This is a genomic window from Streptomyces sp. NPDC002324 (assembly GCF_053593335.1).
Window position 1 is genome coordinate 272,742 of the sequence record NZ_JBSFCF010000003.1, and the last position, 18,900, is coordinate 291,641.

Consider the following 18,900-nt stretch of genomic DNA (forward strand, 5'->3'; position numbering starts at 1 on the left):
CGGACCGGTCAGAGCGAGGACTGGAAGGCGGCCACCGGCTCTCCGCCACCTGCGAGCATCCTTGCCATGGCCGACTCCTGAGCGGACTCCGGTACCTCGTCCAGTGAGGTGTCGTGCAAGTCCCTGACGACGCTCGTGGCGAAGGGCTGCTCGTACCTGTCCATAGGCGTCTCCTCGAGCGTACGGCTCCGGGCGGCACACCTCATGGTGACGGCCCGGTAACCGAACAGCAAGGCGATCGCCAGCCAAGTCGTGGATCGGGGAGACGGAAGACATCGCCACCGCCTCGGCGGCGGTGTCACGACACGGGGCCGGGGCCGGTGAACCCCGGTGAGCGGCAAGGGTTTTCGCCGTCCGCCGGGCGCTGTCGGCGTGAACGGCCGCGGCCGTCAGGATGCCTCTCCCGGTCGCCCCTTCGGTCGAAGGGGCCGTCGTGGCGGAGAGCCGTCCTGACGGCCCGGCCGTGCCGGCGGCCGGACCGCTCGCGGGGAGCGGCCGCCGGGTGTTACGCGGCCCCGTCCTTCGCGGTGCCCACGGGTGCCGTGAGGTCCTCCGCTTCGGGGAGTTTGTCGACGTCGACGCCGCGCACCTGGGCGAGTTCGTGCTTGAGGGCGGCGAGTTCGGTGCCCCCGGCCATGTGGTTGGTGAGTTCGTCCAGGGTGACCTGGTCGCGGGCGGCGCTCAGTTCGAGGGTGCCGAGGCGCAGGACGCTGAAGTGGTCACCGACCATGTAGGCGTGGTGGGGGTTGTGGGTGATGAAGATGACGCCCAGACCGCGGTCGCGGGCGGCGGCGATGTACTTCAGCACCACACCCGACTGCTTGACGCCGAGGGCGGCGGTGGGCTCGTCGAGGATGAGGACACGGGCACCGAAGTAGACGGCACGGGCGATGGCCACGCACTGGCGCTGGCCGCCGGAGAGGGTGCCGATGGGCTGGTCCAGATCGTCCAGGACGATGCCCATGTTGCGCAGTTCGGTGTCCGCGGTCTCCTTCATCCGGGCGATGTCCAGACGCCGGACGGGCCAGGGGCCCTTGGTGAACTCCGAGCCGAGGAAGAAGTTGCGCCAGACCGGCATCAGCGGGACGGTCGCCAGATCCTGGTAGACGGTGGCGATGCCGGCGTCCAGTGCCTCGCGCGGGGTGGTGAAGCGCACCGGCTCGCCGTCGACGAGGACCTCGCCCTCGGTGTGCTGGTGCAGGCCCGAGATGATCTTGATCAGCGTGGACTTGCCGGCGCCGTTGTCACCCAGGACGCAGGTGACACGGCCGGGGTGGACGGCCAGGTTCACGCCGTGCAGGGCGCGGACGTTGCCGTAGGCCTTGCCGGTGTTCCGCAGCTCGACCACGGGGGCCTCGCCCGCGCCCGAGGTCGCGGGGGTGGTGGTTTCGTTGCTGGTGGTCATGGGGTGGTTCACCTCCGGGTGGCCTGGCTGCGGACCCACAGATTGACGAGGGCGGCGATCAGGAGCATCACGCCGAGGAAGGCCTTGAACCAGTCGGGGTTCCAGTTGGCGTAGACGATGCCCTGGGAGACCATGCCGAAGATGAAGGCACCGATCACCGGGCCCACGGCCGAGCCGTAGCCGCCGGTCAGCAGACAGCCGCCGATCACCGCGGCGATGATGTACAGGAACTCGTTGCCCACACCCTCGCCGGACTGCACCGTGTTGAACGAGAACAGCAGGTGCATGCCCACGAACCAGGCGCCCGCGCCGACCCCCATGAAGAGGGCGACCTTGGTGAAGTTCACGGGCACGCCGACGGCCCGCGCACTGTCCTTGTTCCCGCCGACCGCGAAGATCCAGTTGCCGAACTTGGTACGCAGCAGCAGCCAGGTCGCGATCGCCGCGAACGCCAGCCAGTAGAAGACCGTGACCTTGACGTCGACGCCGCCGATCGACACCTCCGAGGCGAAGACGCTCTTGGCCTGGTCGAAGCCGTCCATGTCGCTGATCGAGTCGGACGCCACGTTCTCGGTGAAGATCTTCGTCACCGCCAGGTTCGAGCCCTGGAGGATCAGGAACGACCCGAGCGTGACGAGGAAGCTGGGCAGCCCGGTCTTGATCAGCAGCCAGCCGTTGAACGCCCCCACCGCCAGCGACACGATCAGCGCGACGATCACGCCGGTCCACACGTTCACCGTCAGCTGGAAGCTGAGGATGCCGGCGGTGAGGGCGGAGGTGGTGACCGCGACACCGGCGGACAGGTCGAACTCGCCGCCGATCATCAGCAGGGCCACCGGAATCGCCATGATGCCCATGACGGAGGCCTGGTAGAGCACGGTCGCCAGCGAACTGGCCTCCCGGAAGGACGGGGCCACCGAGAAGAAGAAGACATACACCCCGATCGCGGCGATCAGCGCGCCGACCTCCGGGCGGGCCAGCAGCCGGCGTCCGAGCGAGCGCTGTGCGGTGCGCCCGTCCTTCTGCGTGCCGGCCGGCGGAGCCGGCGGCGAGGAACTCGCCGCCGGAGCCGTTGTTTGGGTCATTCAGATCACCGGGTGCCCTTCGCGGCGAACTCGGCGATCGTGTCGACGTTCTTCTTGTCGACGAACGCGGGGCCGGTCAGCACCGCTTCCTCGCCACCGCCGCTGTAGTTGCCGTTGTTCTTGTAGAGCCACATCGAGTCCACGGCCAGGTAGCCCTGCAGATACGGCTGCTGGTCCACCGCGAACTGGATGTCACCGCTCTTGATGGCGTCCGTCAGTTCCTTGTTCAGGTCGAAGGTGGCGACCTTCGCCTTGCTGCCCGCGTCCCCGACCGACTGGACCGCGGTCAGGGCGTAGGGCGCACCGAGGGCGACCACGTAGTCGATGGCGGTGTCCTGCTTGAGCTTGGCCGTGATGGTCGACTTCACGGACGGCATGTCGGTGCCCGTGACGTTGAGGATCTCGGTGTCGCCCTCGAAGGTCTTCTTCACGCCCGCGCAGCGCTGCTCCAGGCCGACGTTGCCCTGCTCCTGGACGACACAGACGGCCTTCTTCGCGCCGACCTCGTTCAGCCGCTTGCCGAACGCCTCGCCCGCCACGCTCTCGTCCTGCCCGAAGAAGGACATCAGACCGAGCCGCTGCCAGTCGCTCAGACCGGAGTTGAGGCCGACGACCGGGATTCCCGCCTTCGTCGCCTTGGCCACGACGTCCTTCATCGCGTCGGGCTTGGCGAGGGTGATGGCGATGCCGTCGACCTTCTGGTCGATCGCGTTCTGCACCAGGTTGGCCTGGTTGCCGGCGTTCGGGTCCGCCGAGTAGATGAGCTCGATGTTGTCCTTGTCGGCCGCCGCCTGGGCGCCCTTGCGGACGATGTCCCAGAAGGTGTCACCGGGTGCCTGGTGGGTGACCAGCGCGACCTTCATCCGGGGCGTGTTCGCCTTGCCCGCGGAGGCGTCCGCCCCGCCCTCCTCGGACTCCTTCCCGCCGGAACTGCTGGAGCAGCCGGCTATCAGCAGCGCGGACGCTGCGGCCATGGCGAAGAAGGGAGCCACTCTGCGTGAGCGGGAGTACAACGTGCGGTCCATCTTTCCTGCACCTCACTGTGCGACAGGTGGAAAGGGATCGGGACAGCGTCGGGCGGAGCGCCCGCGCGGGCCCGGACTTCGAAAGTCCGGATCATTGTGCCGGTAGGCCGACTGCGCTGATTCGTTGGGACGGGATACAAACCCCTGACGGACCCCCCTGTCAAGACTTTGTTAAGACATCATTTCACGAGCAAGTCAGGATGTCAGTACAAAGTCTTGACAGGGGGCCGCTTCGGGTCCTACACCTGGGATACATCCGGACCCGAGTGCGCGCATCCCCGCGCGCCGCGGACCTCCGGTGGCCCGCATCCCCGCATTGAGGAGCGACGCGCATGCCGGAGTCCGCCGAATCCTTCGATCCGCTCACGACAAGCCGTGTCGCAATCGATCTCGATCCGTTGCAGACCGGCGTCCCTCTCGCGCGCGTCGAGTCCTTCGGCGGGTTCCTCGGCAGTGCCTCCCCGGCCCACGCCGTGTGGGCGGCCCCATGCCGACGGCAGCCTGATGCCGGCGGCAGCCTGATGCGGGCGGCAGCCTGATGCGAGCGGCCTGACGAGCGTCCGGCGGCGCAGCCCCCGCGTGTCTGGGGGCGGGAACCGCGCGACCAGCCCCCACGCACCCGCACCTCTCCCGCACCCGCACCCGCACCCGCCGAACAACAGGAGCCCCACTTGACCGTCCGCATCCCCGACCTCGTGCGCGTGCGTGCCCGGCACCCCGAGGCCATCGCCGAGGCGGCGGCGCGCCGCACCCGGCGACCGCTCGTCGGCGACACCGGCCGTCTGATGATCGTCGCCGCCGACCACCCCGCCCGCGGAGCCCTCCGCGTCGGCGACCGCCCGCTCGCCATGGCCGACCGCGCCGACCTCCTCGAACGACTCTGCCTCGCACTGGCCCGCCCGGGGGTCGACGGTGTGCTCGCCACCGCCGACATCCTGGAGGACCTGCTCCTCCTGGGCGCGCTGGAAGGGAAGGTCGTCATGGGCTCCCTGAACCGCGGCGGGCTCGCCGGCGCCTCGTTCGAGATGGACGACCGCTTCACCGGCCACCGTCCACAGGACCTCGCGCGGCTGCGCTTCGACGCGGGCAAGCTGCTGCTGCGGATCGACCACGACGACCCCGGGTCCCTGCGGACGCTGCACTCCACGGCCCGGGCGGTCGACGAGATGGCGGCCCGCCGACTGCCGCTGTTCGTCGAGCCCTTCCTCTCCCGCCGCGTCGACGGCAGGGTGCGCAACGACCTGGGCGCCGACGCCGTCACCCGTTCCATCGCCATCGCGGCCGGGCTCGGCGGCACCTCCGCGTACACCTGGCTCAAGCTGCCCGTCACCGACGACCCCGACGCCATGGGCGAGGTCCTGGAGACGTCCACCCTGCCGGCCGTGCTGCTCGGCGGCGAAGTGGGCAGGGATCAGGAGGGCGTCTACGAGAAGTGGCGCAAGGCCCTGCGCCTGCCCACCGTGCAGGGCCTGGTCGCGGGCCGCTCCCTGCTCTACCCGGCCGAGGGCGGCGTGGAGACCGCGGTCGACACCGCGGTCGGGCTGCTCTGAGCCCGCCCCGCACACGAACCCACCACCACCCCCAACCCGTGAGGTCCCGATGTCCCAGTCCCCCACCCGCCGTCTGACCGTCGCCCAGGCGCTGGTGCGGTTCCTGTCCGCGCAGTACACCGAGCGCGACGGGGAGCGCCACCGGCTGATCGCCGGGACCTGGGGCATCTTCGGCCACGGCAATGTCGCGGGGCTCGGCCAGGCGCTGCTGGAGGCCGGTGAGGAGGCGATGCCGTTCCACCAGGGCCGTAACGAGCAGTCCATGGTGCACGCCGCCGTCGGTCACGCCCGCCAGCTGAACCGGCTCTCCGCGCAGGCGGTCACCACCTCCATCGGCCCCGGCGCCACCAACCTGGTCACCGGCGCCGCCCTCGCCACCGTCAACCGCCTCCCCGTGCTGCTCCTGCCCGGCGACTACTTCGCGACCCGCACCGCCGACCCGCTGCTCCAGCAGCTGGAGCACCCCACCGAGGCCGACGTCTCGGTCAACGACACCCTGCGCCCGGTCTCCCGCTTCTTCGACCGCGTCACCCGCCCCGAGGCCCTGATCCCGGCCGCCCTCAACGCCATGCGGGTCCTCGCCGACCCGGCCGACACCGGCGCCGTCACCCTCGCCCTGCCGCAGGACGTCCAGGCGGAGGCATACGACTGGCCGGAGGAGTTCTTCGCCGAGCGCGTGTGGCGCGTACGGCGTCCCGCGCCCGACCCGGTGGAACTGGCGGAGGCCGTCCGGGCGATCCGCGCCGCGCGGCGGCCGCTGATCGTCGTGGGCGGCGGCGTCCACCACAGCGAGGCCGAGGAGGCGCTGAAGGCGCTCGTCGACGCCACGGGCATCCCGGTCGCGTCCACCCAGGCGGGCAAGGGGTCCCTGCGCTTCGACCACCCGGCCGACCTCGGCGGCATCGGCCACACCGGCACGGCCGTCTGCGACGACATCGCCCGCACCGCCGACCTGGTCATCGGCGTCGGCACCCGCTACACCGACTTCACCACCGCCTCGAACACCCTCTTCCAGACCCCGGACGTCCGCTTCGTCAATCTCAACATCGCCGCGTTCGACGCCCACAAGCTGTCGGCCCGGACGGTCGTCTGCGACGCGCGGGCCGGTCTGACCGCGCTCACCGAGGCGCTGGAGGGCCACCGGGTGAGCGAGGCGTACGAGGCGGAGTACCAGGCCGGCAAGGAGCGCTGGGAGCAGGTCGTGGAGGCCGCCTACACCCCGGCCGACGAGCACGCCGCGCCCACCCAGACCCAGGTGCTCGGCGCCCTGGACGCGGTCGTCGGCGACGACGACGTGATCATCAACGCGGCCGGCTCGCTCCCCGGCGACCTGCACAAGCTGTGGCGGGCCCGCAGCCCCCGCCAGTACCACCTGGAGTACGGCTACTCCTGCATGGGCTACGAGATCCCCGCCGGGATCGGTGTCCAGCAGGCGGCGCCCGGCACGGTCGTCTGGTCGCTGGTCGGGGACGGCACGTATCTGATGATGCCGACGGAGATCGTGACGGCCGTCCAGGAGGGCCTGCCGGTCAATCTGGTCCTCATCCAGAACCACGGGTACGCCTCCATCGGCGGCCTGTCGGAGTCGGTGGGCGGCGAGCGCTTCGGCACCGCCTACCGCTACCGCGCCGCCGACGGCACCTTCTCCGGCGCTCCGCTCCCGGTGGACCTGGCGGCGAACGCGGCCAGCCTCGGCATGGACGTCATCCGCGCCAAGACCGTGCGGGAACTGCGCGAGGCGCTCGCGACGGCCCGCGCCTCGGACCGGCCCACCTGTGTGTACGTCGAGACAGACCCGGCGCCCACCGCTCCCCCGGCGCAGGCCTGGTGGGACGTCCCGGTCGCGCAGACGGCCTCCCGCCCGGCGGCGGTCGAGGCACGCGCGGCGTACGACCGCGAGGCGACCGGCCGGCGGCGCCATCTCTGACGGGCCCGCCGAACCCTCCGAGGGGCCCGCACACCGGAGCCCCTCGGTGACCTGCTTCCGGTCGGACTCGCGGCCGATCCCGTATCGGTCTCCCGGCCGATCCCGGGCCGACCTCCCGGCCACTCTCGCGCCCATGTCAGGACAATGCGATGACAGGGGTTCCTGTCATCCGGACGGACGGCTACTCTCATGGGCGTGACCAGCGCGACCACGGGGAGTACAGGGAGTCTCGGCCTCAGCGTCGACCGGAGCAGCCCGGTGCCGCTGTACTACCAGCTTGCCCGGCAGCTGGAGTCGGCGATCGAGCACGGCGCCCTCGGCCCCGGCAGCCTGCTGGGCAACGAGATCGAGCTCGCGGGCCGGCTCGGCCTGTCCCGCCCGACCGTACGGCAGGCCATCCAGTCGCTCGTCGACAAGGGCCTGCTCGTACGCCGCCGGGGTGTCGGTACGCAGGTCGTGCACAGCCAGGTGAAACGGCCGCTGGAGCTGAGCAGCCTGTACGACGACCTGGAGGCGGCCGGTCAGCAGCCCACGACCAGGGTGCTGCTGAGCGAGGTGCGGCAGGCCTCCGCCGAGGTCGCGGCCGCCCTGGGCATCGCCGAGGGCGCCGAGGTGCACCTCTTCGAGCGGCTGCGCCTGACCCACGGCCAGCCGGTGGCGTATCTGGCCAACTTCGTGCCGGGCGGGCTGCTGGACCTCGCCACCGAGCACCTGGAGTCGACGGGCCTGTACCGGATGATGCGCAACGCCGGCATCACCCTGCACAGCGCCCACCAGAGCGTCGGCGCCCGTATCGCCACCCCCGAGGAGGCCGGGCGTCTCGGCGAACCGGAGGGCGCCGCGCTGCTCACCATGCGGCGCACGGCGTACGACGACACCGGCCGCGCGGTGGAGTACGGCACCCACATCTACCGGGCCTCGCGCTACTCCTTCGACTTCCAGCTTCTCGTCCGCAACTGAAGCCCGGGGCAAGGGAGTTCGGGCCCGGGAACGGTCCAAGAGCTCCGCTCACCCCCGGGTTCAGAGGTTCACCCATGCCCCCGACTCGGCCGAGCGGCTCATCGCGTCCAGCGCGGTGGCGCTGTGCACGGCGTCGGCGAGGGTGGTGCCGTACGGGGTGTCCTCGGCGATCGAGCGCAGGAAGTTGTACGCCTCCACGACCTTGAGGTCGTCGTAGCCCATGGCGTTGGCGGAGCCCGGCTGGAAGGCACCGTACGCGCCGTGGCCGGGGCCGACGAAGAGGGTGTGCACGGACTGGTCCTGGTAGGCGTCACCGCTGCTGACGCCCAGCTCGCCCATGCGACGGAAATCCCAGAAGAGGGCGCCCTCGGTGCCGTGGATCTCGAAGCCGTAGTTGTTCTGCTCGCCGACGGAGACCCGGCAGGCCTCCAGGACACCCCGGGCGCCGGAGGAGAAGCGGAGGAGGCAGCTGACGTAGTCCTCGTTCTCCACGGGGCCGAGTTCGCCGCCCGAGGCCCGGGTGTGACCGGCGGTGGCGCCGGTGGGCCGGGCCCGCTCGGGGACGAAGATCGCGGTGTCTGCGGTGAGGGAGGTGATGTCGCCGAGCAGATGACGGGCCAGGTCCACGCCGTGCGAGGCGAGGTCGCCGAGGACGCCGCTGCCACCGCGCTCCCGCTCGTAGCGCCAGGTCAGGGCACCCTCGGGGTGAGCGGCGTAGTCGCTGAACAGACGGATGCGAACATGCGTGACGGTGCCGATCCGGCCGGCGGCGATCAGCTCGCGGGCGGTGGAGACGGCGGGCGCGTTGCGGTAGTTGAAGCCCACGGTCCCCTGGACCCCGGCCCGGGCGGCCGCGTCGGCGACGGCGCGGGCGTCGGCGGCGGTGAGCCCGACCGGCTTCTCGATCCAGATGTGCTTGCCGGCCTCGGCCATGGCGACGCCGATCTCGCGGTGCAGGAAGTTCGGCGCGGTGATGCTGACCGCCTGGATGCGGGGGTCGGCGGCCACCTCGCGCCAGTCCCGGGCGGTCGAGGCGAACCCGAACTGCCGGGCGGCCTCCTCGGCGCGGCCGGGCACCTCCTCGACGACGGTGACCAGCTCGGGCCGCAGGGCCAGCTGCGGGAAGTGATGGGTCACGCGGGCGTACGCCTGGGTGTGCACCCGTCCCATCCAGCCGAACCCCACGACGGCGACACCGAGCGCACCCACCATGACTGCCCTTCTATTGGACCGTTCCAAACGCGTACGCCGCCCACACTGGGGGCAGGCTCCGGGACTGTCAAGCCCTTTGACAGGGGCACCCTGCTGTGGAACGGTCCAGGCCATGAGACCCGGACCCGCGACCCCGACGATCCGCGACGTCGCCGAGCGGGCCGGTGTGTCCAAGTCCCTGGTCTCGCTGGTGCTGCGCGGCTCGGAACAGGTGCGCGAGGAGAAGCGGCAGGCCGTGCTGACGGCCGTGGACGAGTTGGGCTACCGGCCGAACGCCGCCGCGCGCAGCCTGAGCGAGCGCCGCACCCGCACGGTCGGCGTCCTTCTCCACGACATGCGCAACCCCTGGTTCGTGGAGCTGCTGGACGGCCTCAACTCCCGGCTGCACGACAACGGTCTGCGCATGCTGCTGGCCGACGGCCATCTCAACCGGCGGCTCGGCGAGGACCTCACCCGCACCTTCACCGAGCTGCGGGTCGACGGACTGATAGCGGTCGGCACCCTGCCGCCGTCCGAGGCCCTGCGCACGGCGGCCATGCTCATCCCGACCGTGGTGGCGGGCGCCCGGGAGCCCACGCTCCCCCACGTGGACGTCGTCGCGGGCGACGACCAGCTCGGCGCCCGCCTCGCCACCGAGCACCTCATCACCCTCGGACATCGGCGCATCGCGCACATCGCCGGGGACGGTGTGGTCGGCGCGCTGCGCCGCCGCAGCTTCGAGACCGTGATGCGCGAGCACGGGCTGGGCGACCTGGCGTCCGTCGAGCGGGGCGACCTGACGGAGGAGGGCGGCTACCGCGCCACGGTCCGGCTGCTCGGCGCCCGCCAACGCCCCACCGCCGTCGTGGCTTTCAACGACATGGCCTGCGTGGGCGCCCTCTCCGCCGCCGAGGAGATGGGCCTGAAGGTGCCGCGCGACCTCTCCCTCGTGGGCTACGACAACACCTACGTCGCCCGCCTGCGCCACCTCTGGCTCACCACCGTGGACAACGCCAGCCACGATGTCGGACGGGTCGCCGCCCAGTGCCTCCTCGACCGTATCGCCGACCCGACGCGCGTCGGCAAGGTCGTCCTGACCACGCCGACGCTGGAGGTCCGCGGCACCACGGGCCCGCCGGCCGGCCACTGAGGCGTCGGCCGCCGGTCTCCCGTTCGCTCGGGGCCGCGCCGTCAGCTCGGCGGAGGCACGCAGTGGTCGTCCGGCGCGACGCTGCGCCAGACGCGCCGCCCGATGTCCCGCAGCTGCCGCTGCTGGGTCCTGGTGAGCGCGTCGAACACCAGGTGCCGCAGGGCGTCGGCGTGCCCCGGCGTGCTCTCGACGATCTTGGCGTGACCGGCCTCGGTGAGCACGGCCAGCGTGTAGCGCCCGTCGGAGGGGTCCGGCTCCCGGCGCACCCATCCGCTCCTCTCCAGCCGCTTCACGAGATGGGACAGCCGGGACAGCGACGAGCCGACATGCCTGGCGAGGTCACTCATCCGCAGAGTGCGTTCCTCGCTCTGGGACAGCATCGACATCACCAAATACTCCACATGGCTGATCCCCGAGTCCTGCTGGAGGCGCGTGTCCAGAGCACTCGGCAGACGGACCATCAGGCCCGCCAGCGCGTGCCAGGTCTCCCTCTCCTCCTCGGTCAGCCCACGCGACTGGTGCGGTGTCTCCATGGCCTCCATGACGCCCACTCTACGTGCCGCTCCATGTGACCCCCCGCGGCATGACCTGACGCTCCGATGACTTGACGTTTCAAGTCACACGGTCCTACGTTGAGCCCCGCATCCCTTGAACGTTCAACTCACCAGAACTCATGAACCGGACGTGCCCACCGTGAACGCCACCCTCTGGATCATCGCGAGCGTGCTCGCGGCCGCCTTCCTCGCCGCCGGCCTGATGAAGACCACCCAGCCCCGGGAGAAACTGATCGCCTCCGGTATGAACTGGGCCGAGGAGTTCTCCCCGGGCGCGATCAAGGGCATCGGCGCGGTGGAGGCCCTGGGCGCCCTCGGCCTGATCCTCCCGGCGGCACTGGACATAGCCCCGGTCCTCGTCCCGCTGGCGGCCACCGGCCTCGTCCTCACCATGCTCGGCGCGGTCGGCTTCCACGTCCGGCGCAAGGAGATCAAGGAGAGCGTCCCGAGCCTGGTACTGCTGATCCTGGCGGCCGTGGTGGCCTGGGGCCGCTTCGGACCGTACGCGTTCTGACCGTCCCGCACGGGTACCGCGGCGGTGCGCAGGTCAGGACGAACGCGCCCCCGCGGCCAGCAGCAGGGCCGCCGTCTCGGGGTGGGGGCCGGCGGTCGCCCAGTCGAGCGGGGTGCGGCCGGTGCCGTGGTCCTCTCGCAGGCCGGGGTCGGCGCCGTGGGCGAGGAGCACGCGCACCGTTTCGGTGTGCCCCCAGCACGCGGCGCCGCACAACGGTGTGCCCTCCGTGCCGCGTCCGCTCTCGGTGTCGGGCAGGGCCCCGGCGGCCAGGAGCAGGCGGACGGTCTCGGCGGCCCCGTGGACGGATGCCGCGTACAGGGGCGTCGTCCCCTCGGCGTCGGCCGTCTCGGCGGGCGCTCCGGTACGCAGCAGCGTGCCGACCCCGGCGGTGTCACCGATCATCGCGGCCCACACCAGCCGCCGGGACAGCTTCTTCCGCCGCCGTGTGTTCACCGTGCGCTCCCCCTCCTGAGGACATCCCGGGCGTCACCCCAGGTTTGATCCCGGTTGACCATGCCCTCCACCAGGAACCGCTGGAAGGCCAGGACGCCTTCGACGGCAGCGAGGGCCGCGTCGAGCTGCTGGTGGAGGAGTCTACGTGGACACGGCCTCGGGTACGGGTCACCGGGTCGAGCCAGGTCCTGCACGGCGGCGGCGATGTCCGTATGCCGGCCGACCTGTTCGGCGAGCGCGCGCCGGACGCGCTGGGGCGGGCGGCCGGCGCGGTGGACGGAGCGCGGTCGCTGGTGACGGGGCCGGCGGTGAACCGGTCGCCGGAGACGGGGATGCCGGTGGCTGCGCGGGAGTTGGGGGACGTGTGAGCCGACGTCGGACCCTCCGCGCGCCGGCCGGCGTGCATGCCGTCCGGGTCACCAGACGAGTTCGAGGCGTTCCGGGGAGCGGTGGATCAAGGTCGGGCGCATGGTGATGTGTTGGCCGTCCGCGAGGCGCAGGCCCGGCAGGCGGCTGGTCAACAGCTCCAGGGTGAGGCGGAGTTGTTCGCGGGCGAGCTGCGAGCCGGGGCAGGTGTGGGTGCCGAGGCCGAAGGAGAGGTGGCGGCTGCCGGCGGGCCGGGTGATGTCGAAGTCGTCGGGGCGCGGGTGGCGCGAGCCGTCCCGGTTGGCGCTGGCGAAGGCGAGGAACACCGGTGCCCCGGCGGGGAGTTCGGTGTCGGCGAGGGTGACCGGCCGGGTGGTGACCCGGCGGAAACCCTGCAGCGCGGTGTCGTAGCGGGCGGCTTCCTCGATGGCGGCCGGGATGCGTTCCGGCTCGGCGCAGAGCAACTCCCACTGCCGGCGGTCGCGCAGGAGGTGCAGGAGGGTCGTCCCGATGAGGGCTGTCGTGGTCAGGTGCCCGGCGATGAGCAGGTTCTGCAGGTGGGCGACGACCTGATGACGGTGGTCGAGCGTCAGCTCACCGGCGCCGGCTCCGGCGACGGACCTGATGAGTTCGGTGCCCAGGTCCTCGCGGGGGTCGGCGTGCCGGGCCCGCACGAACGCGTCGAGACGGTGGGCCGTGGCGACCACGTCCTCGGCCGCCGCGATCTGTTCGGCCTCCGTCATGGGCCGGAACAGCAGTTGCTCGGCCCGGTGACCGCCATGGACCAGCTCCGGTACGTCGTCCGGATCGAAGCCGACGAGGCGGCCGATGACCTCCCCGGGGAGGCGGCCCGCGTAGGCGGACATCAGCTCGACCCGGCCGCCCTCGCCGTGCGGCCCGGTCCCCGCCCCCGCGGCCTCCTCGGCGTCCTTGACGAAGCCGTCGATCAGGGCTTCGGCCCGTTCGGCGGCGTACGGGAGGACCGCCGCGACCCTCGCGGGCGACAGGCCCCGCACGATGGGTGCCCGCAGCTCCTGGTGCAGGGCCCCGTCGGCGGTGACGACGACGGGGCGTCCGCCGAAGCCGCCGCCGAGCACGGCCAGCGCGGCGGGCGCGGGCATGACGTCCGGCCGCAGCGCGTTCGCCGACGAGAAGTCCTCCGGGCGCCGCAGCACCTCCCGTACGTCGGCGTCCCGCGCGACCAGCCAGGAGTCCAGCTCGGGGACGTACGTCAGCCCCTCCGCCGCCCTGGCACGCGCGTAGTGCGGATACGGATCCCGCTGCAACTCGTCGAGCCTGCCGTGCAGTTCAGCGTCCACGGGAGCACCTTCCGGCCGGGGCGGGCGTGCGGTCGCGCTCATGGTGCCGTACGGTGGGGCGGCGCGGTAGAGGCTCCGCGCGGGGACGGCCCTGCGGGTCGGGAAGGGTGGGAAGGGGCCTACGCGCCTACGATCGCCCCGTGGTTCTCTTCGTCCTGGAACGCCTCCTACCCCTCCCCGCGGACCGCGCCTGGCAGCGTCTCACCGACTGGCCCCGGCACGCCGACGTCGTCCCGCTGACCCGCGTCACCATCCGCACGCCTCCCCCGACCGGTGAGGGCACGGTGTTCGTGGCCCGCAGCGGTGTCGGCCCGCTCGCCTTCGACGACCCGATGGAGGTCACGCTCTGGCAGCCGCCGGAGGGGGCGGCCGGTGGGAGGTGCCGGCTGGTCAAGCACGGTTCGTTCGTCACCGGGTGGGCCGAGATCGAGGTCCGTCCGCACGGCGCCGGCGCGTGCCGTGCGGTGTGGCGGGAGGACCTGCGGGTGCGCGGGCTGCCGGGCCTCTTCGACCGCCCGCTGGGGCTGGTGGCACGGCGGATGTTCGGGCGGGCGGTGGACGGGCTGCTCGCGTCCGGGGGTCGGCCGGGCTGAGCCTGCGACAGGGCGTCCGGCGACCGGTGTCACGGATCTCGGTCCCGACGTGCGTGTCAGACCCCCCGGCTACTGTCCCGGAGCATGAGCACACACCACCCGCACGCCACCCGGGCGTCGTACGACACGGTCGCCGCCGACTACGAGAGGTTACTGAGGGACGAGTTGGCGAACAGCCCGTTCGAGCGGGCGATGCTGGGCGTGTTCGCCGAGCGGGTGCTGGGCACCGGGGGCGGCCGCGTGGCGGACCTGGGGTGCGGCCCCGGTCGGGTCACCGGGCATCTGGCCTCGCTGGGGCTCGACATCTGCGGGATCGACCTCTCGCCGGAGATGATCACCGTGGCGCGCTGGGGCCATCCTCGGCTGCGCTTCGACGTGGGGACGATGGCCGCGCTCGACTTCGAGGACGGCTCGCTTGCGGGCGCCCTCGCCTGGTACTCGACGGTCCATACCCCGCTCGACGAACTCCCTCCCCTCTTCCGGGAGTTCCATCGCGTCCTCGCGCCAGGCGGCCTCCTCGCGCTGGCGTACAAGGTCGGGGACGAGTCCGTGCACCTCTCGCACGCGTACGGTCACCCCCTCGACCTCGACGTGCACCGGTTCCCGCCCGACCTGGTCGCGGAGCTGCTGACGGGCGCCGGGTTCGTGGAGTCCGCGCGGCTGGTGCGGGAGGCGGACGGGCCGGACACCACGGCGGCCACGCCCCAGGCGTACGTGCTGGCGCGCAAGCCGGGGTGAACCGCCGGGAGGGCTGCGGACCGGGGCCGGGGCCGGTCAGGACGCGCCCGGGTCGCCGTTCCGGCCGGCGGCCAGGCCGTCGCGGCGGTCTCGGTCGCCGTCGCCCGTGGTGGTGAGGAGGGTGTCGCAGATCTCGCGGAGCTTGTCGGTGGCCTGCTTGGAGAACAGTCCGCAGAGCCCGGCGATACCGGAGAAACCGTACGGGTTGGTGGCGCCGGTACCGGAACTGCCCGCGAACAGGCCGCCGCGCAGCAGGAGATACACGAGCAGGGCGAGGGCCACACCGATGCCGGCCCGCAGGAGGTACCACCACAGCCAGCTCGCGTAGAGCCGCCGGTTGCCGACGTAGGTCGCGAAGGAGGTGGCCGCGTGGACGAAGCTGCCGAGCGCGCTGCACACGACCACGGCGAGCAGCATCGCGGTGTCGGCGGTCAGGGCCCAGTCCCCGAGGCCGAAGGGCGACCAGCGCGCGGTGGCCGCCGGCTCGGCCCCGGGCTCGACCGTGGCCAGCACGGCGGGCCAGAGGGTCACGAGGGCTCCGCAGACGAAGACGACGTCGGCGAGGAGGAAGAGGCCGAGCAGGGTCGTCGAGAGGGTGGACAGCCGCCGCTCGTCGGGGGTGGCGTCGGGGTCAGGGACGGCCTCGGGGTCAGGAGTGGCGTTGTCGGCGGGGCCGGCCGGGTCTGCGCCAGGGGCTTCGCCCGATCCGGTGCCGGGGTCGTCGTCTCCGGATCCGGTGCCGGGGCCGTCTCCCGAGTCGGCGCCGTCCTCGTCCGAGTGGGTGCCGGAGCCCTCGTCCGCGCCGTCCTCGGCGGCGGAGGCCGCGTCGCGGTCGGCGGTGCTCTCGCCCGGGGGCCGGCCACCGCCGTTTCCGCTCGCGCCCGCGCTGCCGTCGCCCGCGTCCGCGCGCGGCGTGCCGTCCGGGCCCTGGTCCGCGCCCGCGGCCGGGCGTTCTTCGCCGCTCCCCGTACCCAACTGTCTGCCCCCGTAGTGCTGTTGTCGTACCGCAACGGTCCGCCCTGTCGCCCTGGGGGTCAAGTTGCGGAGCCGGGCCGGGGGTTGGAGGTCAGGAGACCCGCAGGCTCGGCAGCCGCGTGACGTCGGGTGAACCGTCGTGGTGGATCGGGGTGTGCGCGCCGGTCAGGGCGACGCCGCTGCCGCCGCGCCGGGCGGCGATGATCTCGGCGGCGATGGACAGAGCCGTCTCCTCCGGTGTGCGAGCCCCGAGGTCGAGGCCGATCGGGGACCTGAGCCGGGCCAACTCCAACTCGGTGACGCCTACTTGCCGGAGACGTTCGTTGCGGTCGAGGTGGGTGCGGCGGGAGCCCATCGCGCCGACGTAGGCGACGGGGAGCCGTAGGGCGAGCTGAAGGAGCGGGACGTCGAACTTGGCGTCGTGGGTGAGGACGCACAGGACGGTACGGGCGTCCACGGCCGTCCGCTCCAGATATCGGTGGGGCCAGTCGACGACGATCTCGTCCGCCTCCGGGAAGCGGTCACGGGTCGCGAACACGGGACGGGCGTCGCAGACGGTGACGTGATGCCCGAGGAACTTGCCGACACGGACCAGCGCCGACGCGAAGTCGATCGCACCGAAGACGATCATCCGGGGCGGTGGGACGGACGACTCGACGAGGACCGTGAGCGGTGCTCCGCACCGTGAGCCCTGCTCTCCGATCTCCAGGGTGCCCGTGCGGCCGGCGTCGAGGAAGGCGCGGGCCTCGGCGGCGACGGTGCGGTCCAGTTCGGGATGGGCGCCGTAGCCGCCGTCGTACGCGCCGTCCGGGCGGACCAGCAGGGCGCGGCCCCGCAGGTCCGCCGGGCCGGAGACGATCCGGGCCAGTGCCGCCGCCTCCCCGCTCGTGGCGGCGCAGAGCGCGGCGGCGACGACCGGGCGGACCGGGTCGCCGGCCCGCACCGGTGTGACGAGGATGTCGATGACGCCGCCGCAGGTCAGACCGACCGCGAAGGCGTCCTCGTCGCTGTAGCCGAAGCGTTCGAGCACAGGTTCGCCGTCCGCCAGCGCCTGTCGGCACAGCTCGTAGACGGCGCCCTCCACACAACCTCCGGAGACCGAGCCGATCGCGGTGCCCTCGGCGTCCACCGCGAGGGCGGCGCCCGGCTGCCGGGGAGCGCTGCCGCCGACGGCCACCACGGTGGCCACGGCGAAGTCGCGCCCCTGCTCGACCCACCGGTGCAGTTCTTCGGCGATGTCCAGCATGTTCGGTCTCCTTGAAGCGACGGGTGTGCGGACGGTACTCGGCGGCGGGGCCTAGTGCACGCCCAGCCAGCTCTCGATCGGGTCGAGGGCGAAGAAGACGAGGAAGACCGCCGTCAGGCCCCACATGAACGCGCCGATCTCCCGCGCCCGGCCCTGGGCCAGCTTGATGGCGACGTAGGAGACGACTCCGGCGGCGACGCCCGCGGTGATGGAATACGTGAACGGCATGATCACGACGGTCAGGAAGACGGGGATCGCGGTGGCGCGGTCGGACCAGTCGACGTGCCGGGCGTTCATCATCATCATGGCGCCGATGACGACGAGCGCGGCGGCCGCGACCTCGCCGGGCACGATCGCCGTGAGCGGGGTGAAGAAGAACAGGCAGGCCGCGAAGAACAGGCCGGTGACGACGGAGGAGAGCCCCGTGCGGGCGCCCTCGCCGACGCCGGTCGCCGACTCGACGAACACGGTCTGGCCCGAGCCACCGGCCACGCCGCCGATCGCGCCGCCGGCGCCGTCGATGAACAGTGCCTTGGACAGCCCCGGCATCCGGCCCTTGTCGTCGGCGAGCCCGGCCTCGGTCCCCACGCCGATGATGGTGGCCATGGCGTCGAAGAACCCGGCGAGCACGAGCGTGAAGACGATCATGCCGACCGTCATCGCGCCGACGTCGCCCCAGCCGCCGAACTCGACGTGCCCGAGGAGCGAGAAGTCCGGCATCGAGACCGCGGCGCCGTGCAACTCCGGTGCGCCACTGGCCCATTGCTTCGGGTCGACGACGTCGAGGGCGTTGAGGGCGACGGCGAGGACCGTGCCGCCGACGATGCCGAGCAGGATCGCCCCGGGCACGCCGCGGGCCTGGAGCATGAAGATCGCGAGGAGGGTGACCGCGAAGAGGAGGACCGGCCAGCCGGCGAGTTCGCCGGTGGGGCCGAGGCTGACCGGGGTCGCCTTGCCCTGGTGCACGAAGCCGGCCTTGTAGAAGCCGATCAGGGCGACGAAGAGGCCGATACCCATGGTGATGGCGTGCTTCAGCGCGAGCGGGATGGCGTTCATGATCAGCTCCCGGAGGCCGGTGACGACCAGAAGCATGATGATCACGCCGTAGATCACGCACATGCCCATCGCCTGCGGCCAGGTCATCCGGGGGACGACCTGCGAGGCGATGACACCGGAGACGGAGAGGCCGGCGGCGAGGGCGAGCGGCACGCGGCCGACGAAGCCCATGAGGAGGGTGGTGACGGCCGCCGCGAGCGCGGTCGCCGTGATCAGGGCCTTCTGGCCTAGGGTGGCGCCCGTGGCGTCCGGGCCGGACAGGATGAGCGGGTTGAGCAGAAGGATGTACGCCATCGCCATGAAGGTGGTGACGCCGCCGCGGACCTCTCGGGGGACGGTGGAGCCTCGGCGGGTGATGTGGAAGTACCGGTCGAGACGGGACCGGCCTGCCGGGTCGGCGGTGCCTTCGGCGGCCGTCCTCGGCTTCAGCGACTGTTGGGTCATGGGGCCTTCTCCCAAGGTTCACAGGGGCACCCGGCCGTTGCACTGGGCTTCGGCGGGATTTGGGAAGGTGCCCGACCCGGGGGACGGCCCGAGACGAACGTGGTGTGTGCTAATGGGGGTGCGTTGTCGGGTGCGGGTCCGGTGGGGCTTCTCGCGCAGTTCCCCGCGCCCCTGAAGACCACGGCCCTGCGGGCCTGAAAGACCACGGCCCTGCGGGCCTGAAAGACCACGGCCCTGCGGGCCTGAAAGCACGGGGCGCAGCCCCTGCTTTTCAGGGGCGCGGGGAACTGCGCGACCAGCCCCGACCGAACCCGCACCCGCCGACGTACCGAGCCGCCCGAGCGCATGG

At 72.1% G+C, this 18,900-nt stretch carries 20 protein-coding genes; 9 read left to right on the forward strand and 11 right to left on the reverse strand.

The features are described 5' to 3' along the window. Positions 1 to 8 precede the first annotated feature (8 nt). From fxsA to ACWCRJ_RS07265, 4 genes are all read right to left on the reverse strand, one after another. Positions 9 to 164 (reverse strand): FxSxx-COOH cyclophane-containing RiPP peptide, encoded by a 156-nt coding sequence (gene fxsA, locus ACWCRJ_RS07250; RefSeq protein ID WP_005482117.1) that lies wholly within the window; start codon positions 162 to 164, stop codon positions 9 to 11. Between the two features lie 341 nt (positions 165 to 505). Next, positions 506 to 1,405, reverse strand: coding sequence for an ATP-binding cassette domain-containing protein (locus ACWCRJ_RS07255; protein ID WP_450938361.1), 900 nt, complete (start codon positions 1,403 to 1,405; stop codon positions 506 to 508). Positions 1,406 to 1,413: 8 nt separating this feature from the next. Then, positions 1,414 to 2,490, reverse strand: coding sequence for an ABC transporter permease (locus ACWCRJ_RS07260; RefSeq protein WP_450938362.1), 1,077 nt, complete (start codon positions 2,488 to 2,490; stop codon positions 1,414 to 1,416). Positions 2,491 to 2,495: 5 nt separating this feature from the next. Beyond that, positions 2,496 to 3,515 carry a sugar ABC transporter substrate-binding protein gene (locus tag ACWCRJ_RS07265; protein WP_450938363.1) on the reverse strand — a complete coding sequence of 340 codons (1,020 nt, stop codon included), beginning with the start codon at positions 3,513 to 3,515 and terminating at the stop codon, positions 2,496 to 2,498. A gap of 332 nt (positions 3,516 to 3,847) precedes the next feature. Between ACWCRJ_RS07265 and ACWCRJ_RS07270 the strand changes: the two genes are divergently transcribed. From ACWCRJ_RS07270 to ACWCRJ_RS07285, 4 genes are all read left to right on the forward strand, one after another. Further along, positions 3,848 to 4,054, forward strand: a complete 207-nt coding sequence (locus tag ACWCRJ_RS07270; RefSeq protein ID WP_450938364.1) for a hypothetical protein — start codon at positions 3,848 to 3,850, stop codon at positions 4,052 to 4,054. Positions 4,055 to 4,186: 132 nt separating this feature from the next. Further along, the gene (locus tag ACWCRJ_RS07275) at positions 4,187 to 5,065 is read left to right on the forward strand and encodes a Cgl0159 family (beta/alpha)8-fold protein (protein ID WP_450938365.1); all 879 of its coding nucleotides are present in this window, start codon (positions 4,187 to 4,189) and stop codon (positions 5,063 to 5,065) included. Between the two features lie 49 nt (positions 5,066 to 5,114). Next, a complete protein-coding gene (gene iolD, locus ACWCRJ_RS07280) occupies positions 5,115 to 6,992 on the forward strand; it encodes a 3D-(3,5/4)-trihydroxycyclohexane-1,2-dione acylhydrolase (decyclizing) (protein ID WP_450938366.1) in 1,878 nt (625 codons plus the stop codon). Positions 6,993 to 7,181: 189 nt separating this feature from the next. Continuing rightward, on the forward strand, positions 7,182 to 7,952 hold the full coding sequence (locus ACWCRJ_RS07285) for a GntR family transcriptional regulator (RefSeq protein WP_450938367.1): 771 nt from the start codon (positions 7,182 to 7,184) through the stop codon (positions 7,950 to 7,952). A gap of 60 nt (positions 7,953 to 8,012) precedes the next feature. On the opposite strand, the gene ACWCRJ_RS07290 is transcribed toward ACWCRJ_RS07285, so the two are convergent. Next, entirely contained in the window at positions 8,013 to 9,164 is a 1,152-nt protein-coding gene (locus ACWCRJ_RS07290) for a Gfo/Idh/MocA family protein (RefSeq protein WP_450938368.1), read from the reverse strand. 112 nt (positions 9,165 to 9,276) lie between these two features. Here ACWCRJ_RS07290 and ACWCRJ_RS07295 point away from each other — a divergent pair, with 112 nt between their 5' ends. Next, the gene (locus tag ACWCRJ_RS07295; protein ID WP_450938369.1) at positions 9,277 to 10,293 is read left to right on the forward strand and encodes a LacI family DNA-binding transcriptional regulator; all 1,017 of its coding nucleotides are present in this window, start codon (positions 9,277 to 9,279) and stop codon (positions 10,291 to 10,293) included. A gap of 41 nt (positions 10,294 to 10,334) precedes the next feature. On the opposite strand, the gene ACWCRJ_RS07300 is transcribed toward ACWCRJ_RS07295, so the two are convergent. After that, a complete protein-coding gene (locus ACWCRJ_RS07300) occupies positions 10,335 to 10,835 on the reverse strand; it encodes a MarR family winged helix-turn-helix transcriptional regulator (protein ID WP_450938370.1) in 501 nt (166 codons plus the stop codon). Between the two features lie 151 nt (positions 10,836 to 10,986). Between ACWCRJ_RS07300 and ACWCRJ_RS07305 the strand changes: the two genes are divergently transcribed. Beyond that, positions 10,987 to 11,361: a DoxX family protein gene (locus ACWCRJ_RS07305; protein WP_450938426.1), complete on the forward strand. Its 375-nt coding sequence runs from the start codon at positions 10,987 to 10,989 to the stop codon at positions 11,359 to 11,361. 33 nt (positions 11,362 to 11,394) lie between these two features. Here the strand turns inward: ACWCRJ_RS07305 and ACWCRJ_RS07310 are convergent, their stop codons facing one another. Next, positions 11,395 to 11,814, reverse strand: coding sequence for an ankyrin repeat domain-containing protein (locus ACWCRJ_RS07310; protein WP_450938371.1), 420 nt, complete (start codon positions 11,812 to 11,814; stop codon positions 11,395 to 11,397). A 44-nt stretch (positions 11,815 to 11,858) separates the two neighbouring features. On the opposite strand from ACWCRJ_RS07310, the gene ACWCRJ_RS07315 reads away from it, so the two are divergent. After that, positions 11,859 to 12,182, forward strand: coding sequence for a hypothetical protein (locus ACWCRJ_RS07315; protein WP_450938372.1), 324 nt, complete (start codon positions 11,859 to 11,861; stop codon positions 12,180 to 12,182). Positions 12,183 to 12,230: 48 nt separating this feature from the next. Here the strand turns inward: ACWCRJ_RS07315 and ACWCRJ_RS07320 are convergent, their stop codons facing one another. After that, complete coding sequence (locus ACWCRJ_RS07320; protein WP_450938373.1) at positions 12,231 to 13,499, reverse strand: cytochrome P450; 1,269 nt, start codon at positions 13,497 to 13,499, stop codon at positions 12,231 to 12,233. A 140-nt stretch (positions 13,500 to 13,639) separates the two neighbouring features. Here ACWCRJ_RS07320 and ACWCRJ_RS07325 point away from each other — a divergent pair, with 140 nt between their 5' ends. Beyond that, entirely contained in the window at positions 13,640 to 14,092 is a 453-nt protein-coding gene (locus tag ACWCRJ_RS07325; protein WP_450938374.1) for an SRPBCC family protein, read from the forward strand. Between the two features lie 84 nt (positions 14,093 to 14,176). Further along, positions 14,177 to 14,830 carry a class I SAM-dependent DNA methyltransferase gene (locus tag ACWCRJ_RS07330; RefSeq protein WP_450938375.1) on the forward strand — a complete coding sequence of 218 codons (654 nt, stop codon included), beginning with the start codon at positions 14,177 to 14,179 and terminating at the stop codon, positions 14,828 to 14,830. Between the two features lie 36 nt (positions 14,831 to 14,866). On the opposite strand, the gene ACWCRJ_RS07335 is transcribed toward ACWCRJ_RS07330, so the two are convergent. From ACWCRJ_RS07335 to ACWCRJ_RS07345, 3 genes are all read right to left on the reverse strand, one after another. Next, the gene (locus ACWCRJ_RS07335) at positions 14,867 to 15,805 is read right to left on the reverse strand and encodes a hypothetical protein (protein ID WP_450938376.1); all 939 of its coding nucleotides are present in this window, start codon (positions 15,803 to 15,805) and stop codon (positions 14,867 to 14,869) included. Between the two features lie 91 nt (positions 15,806 to 15,896). Beyond that, positions 15,897 to 17,051 (reverse strand): XdhC family protein, encoded by a 1,155-nt coding sequence (locus ACWCRJ_RS07340; protein ID WP_450938377.1) that lies wholly within the window; start codon positions 17,049 to 17,051, stop codon positions 15,897 to 15,899. Between the two features lie 51 nt (positions 17,052 to 17,102). Next, positions 17,103 to 18,551 carry an NCS2 family permease gene (locus ACWCRJ_RS07345; protein ID WP_450938378.1) on the reverse strand — a complete coding sequence of 483 codons (1,449 nt, stop codon included), beginning with the start codon at positions 18,549 to 18,551 and terminating at the stop codon, positions 17,103 to 17,105. Positions 18,552 to 18,900 lie beyond the last annotated feature (349 nt).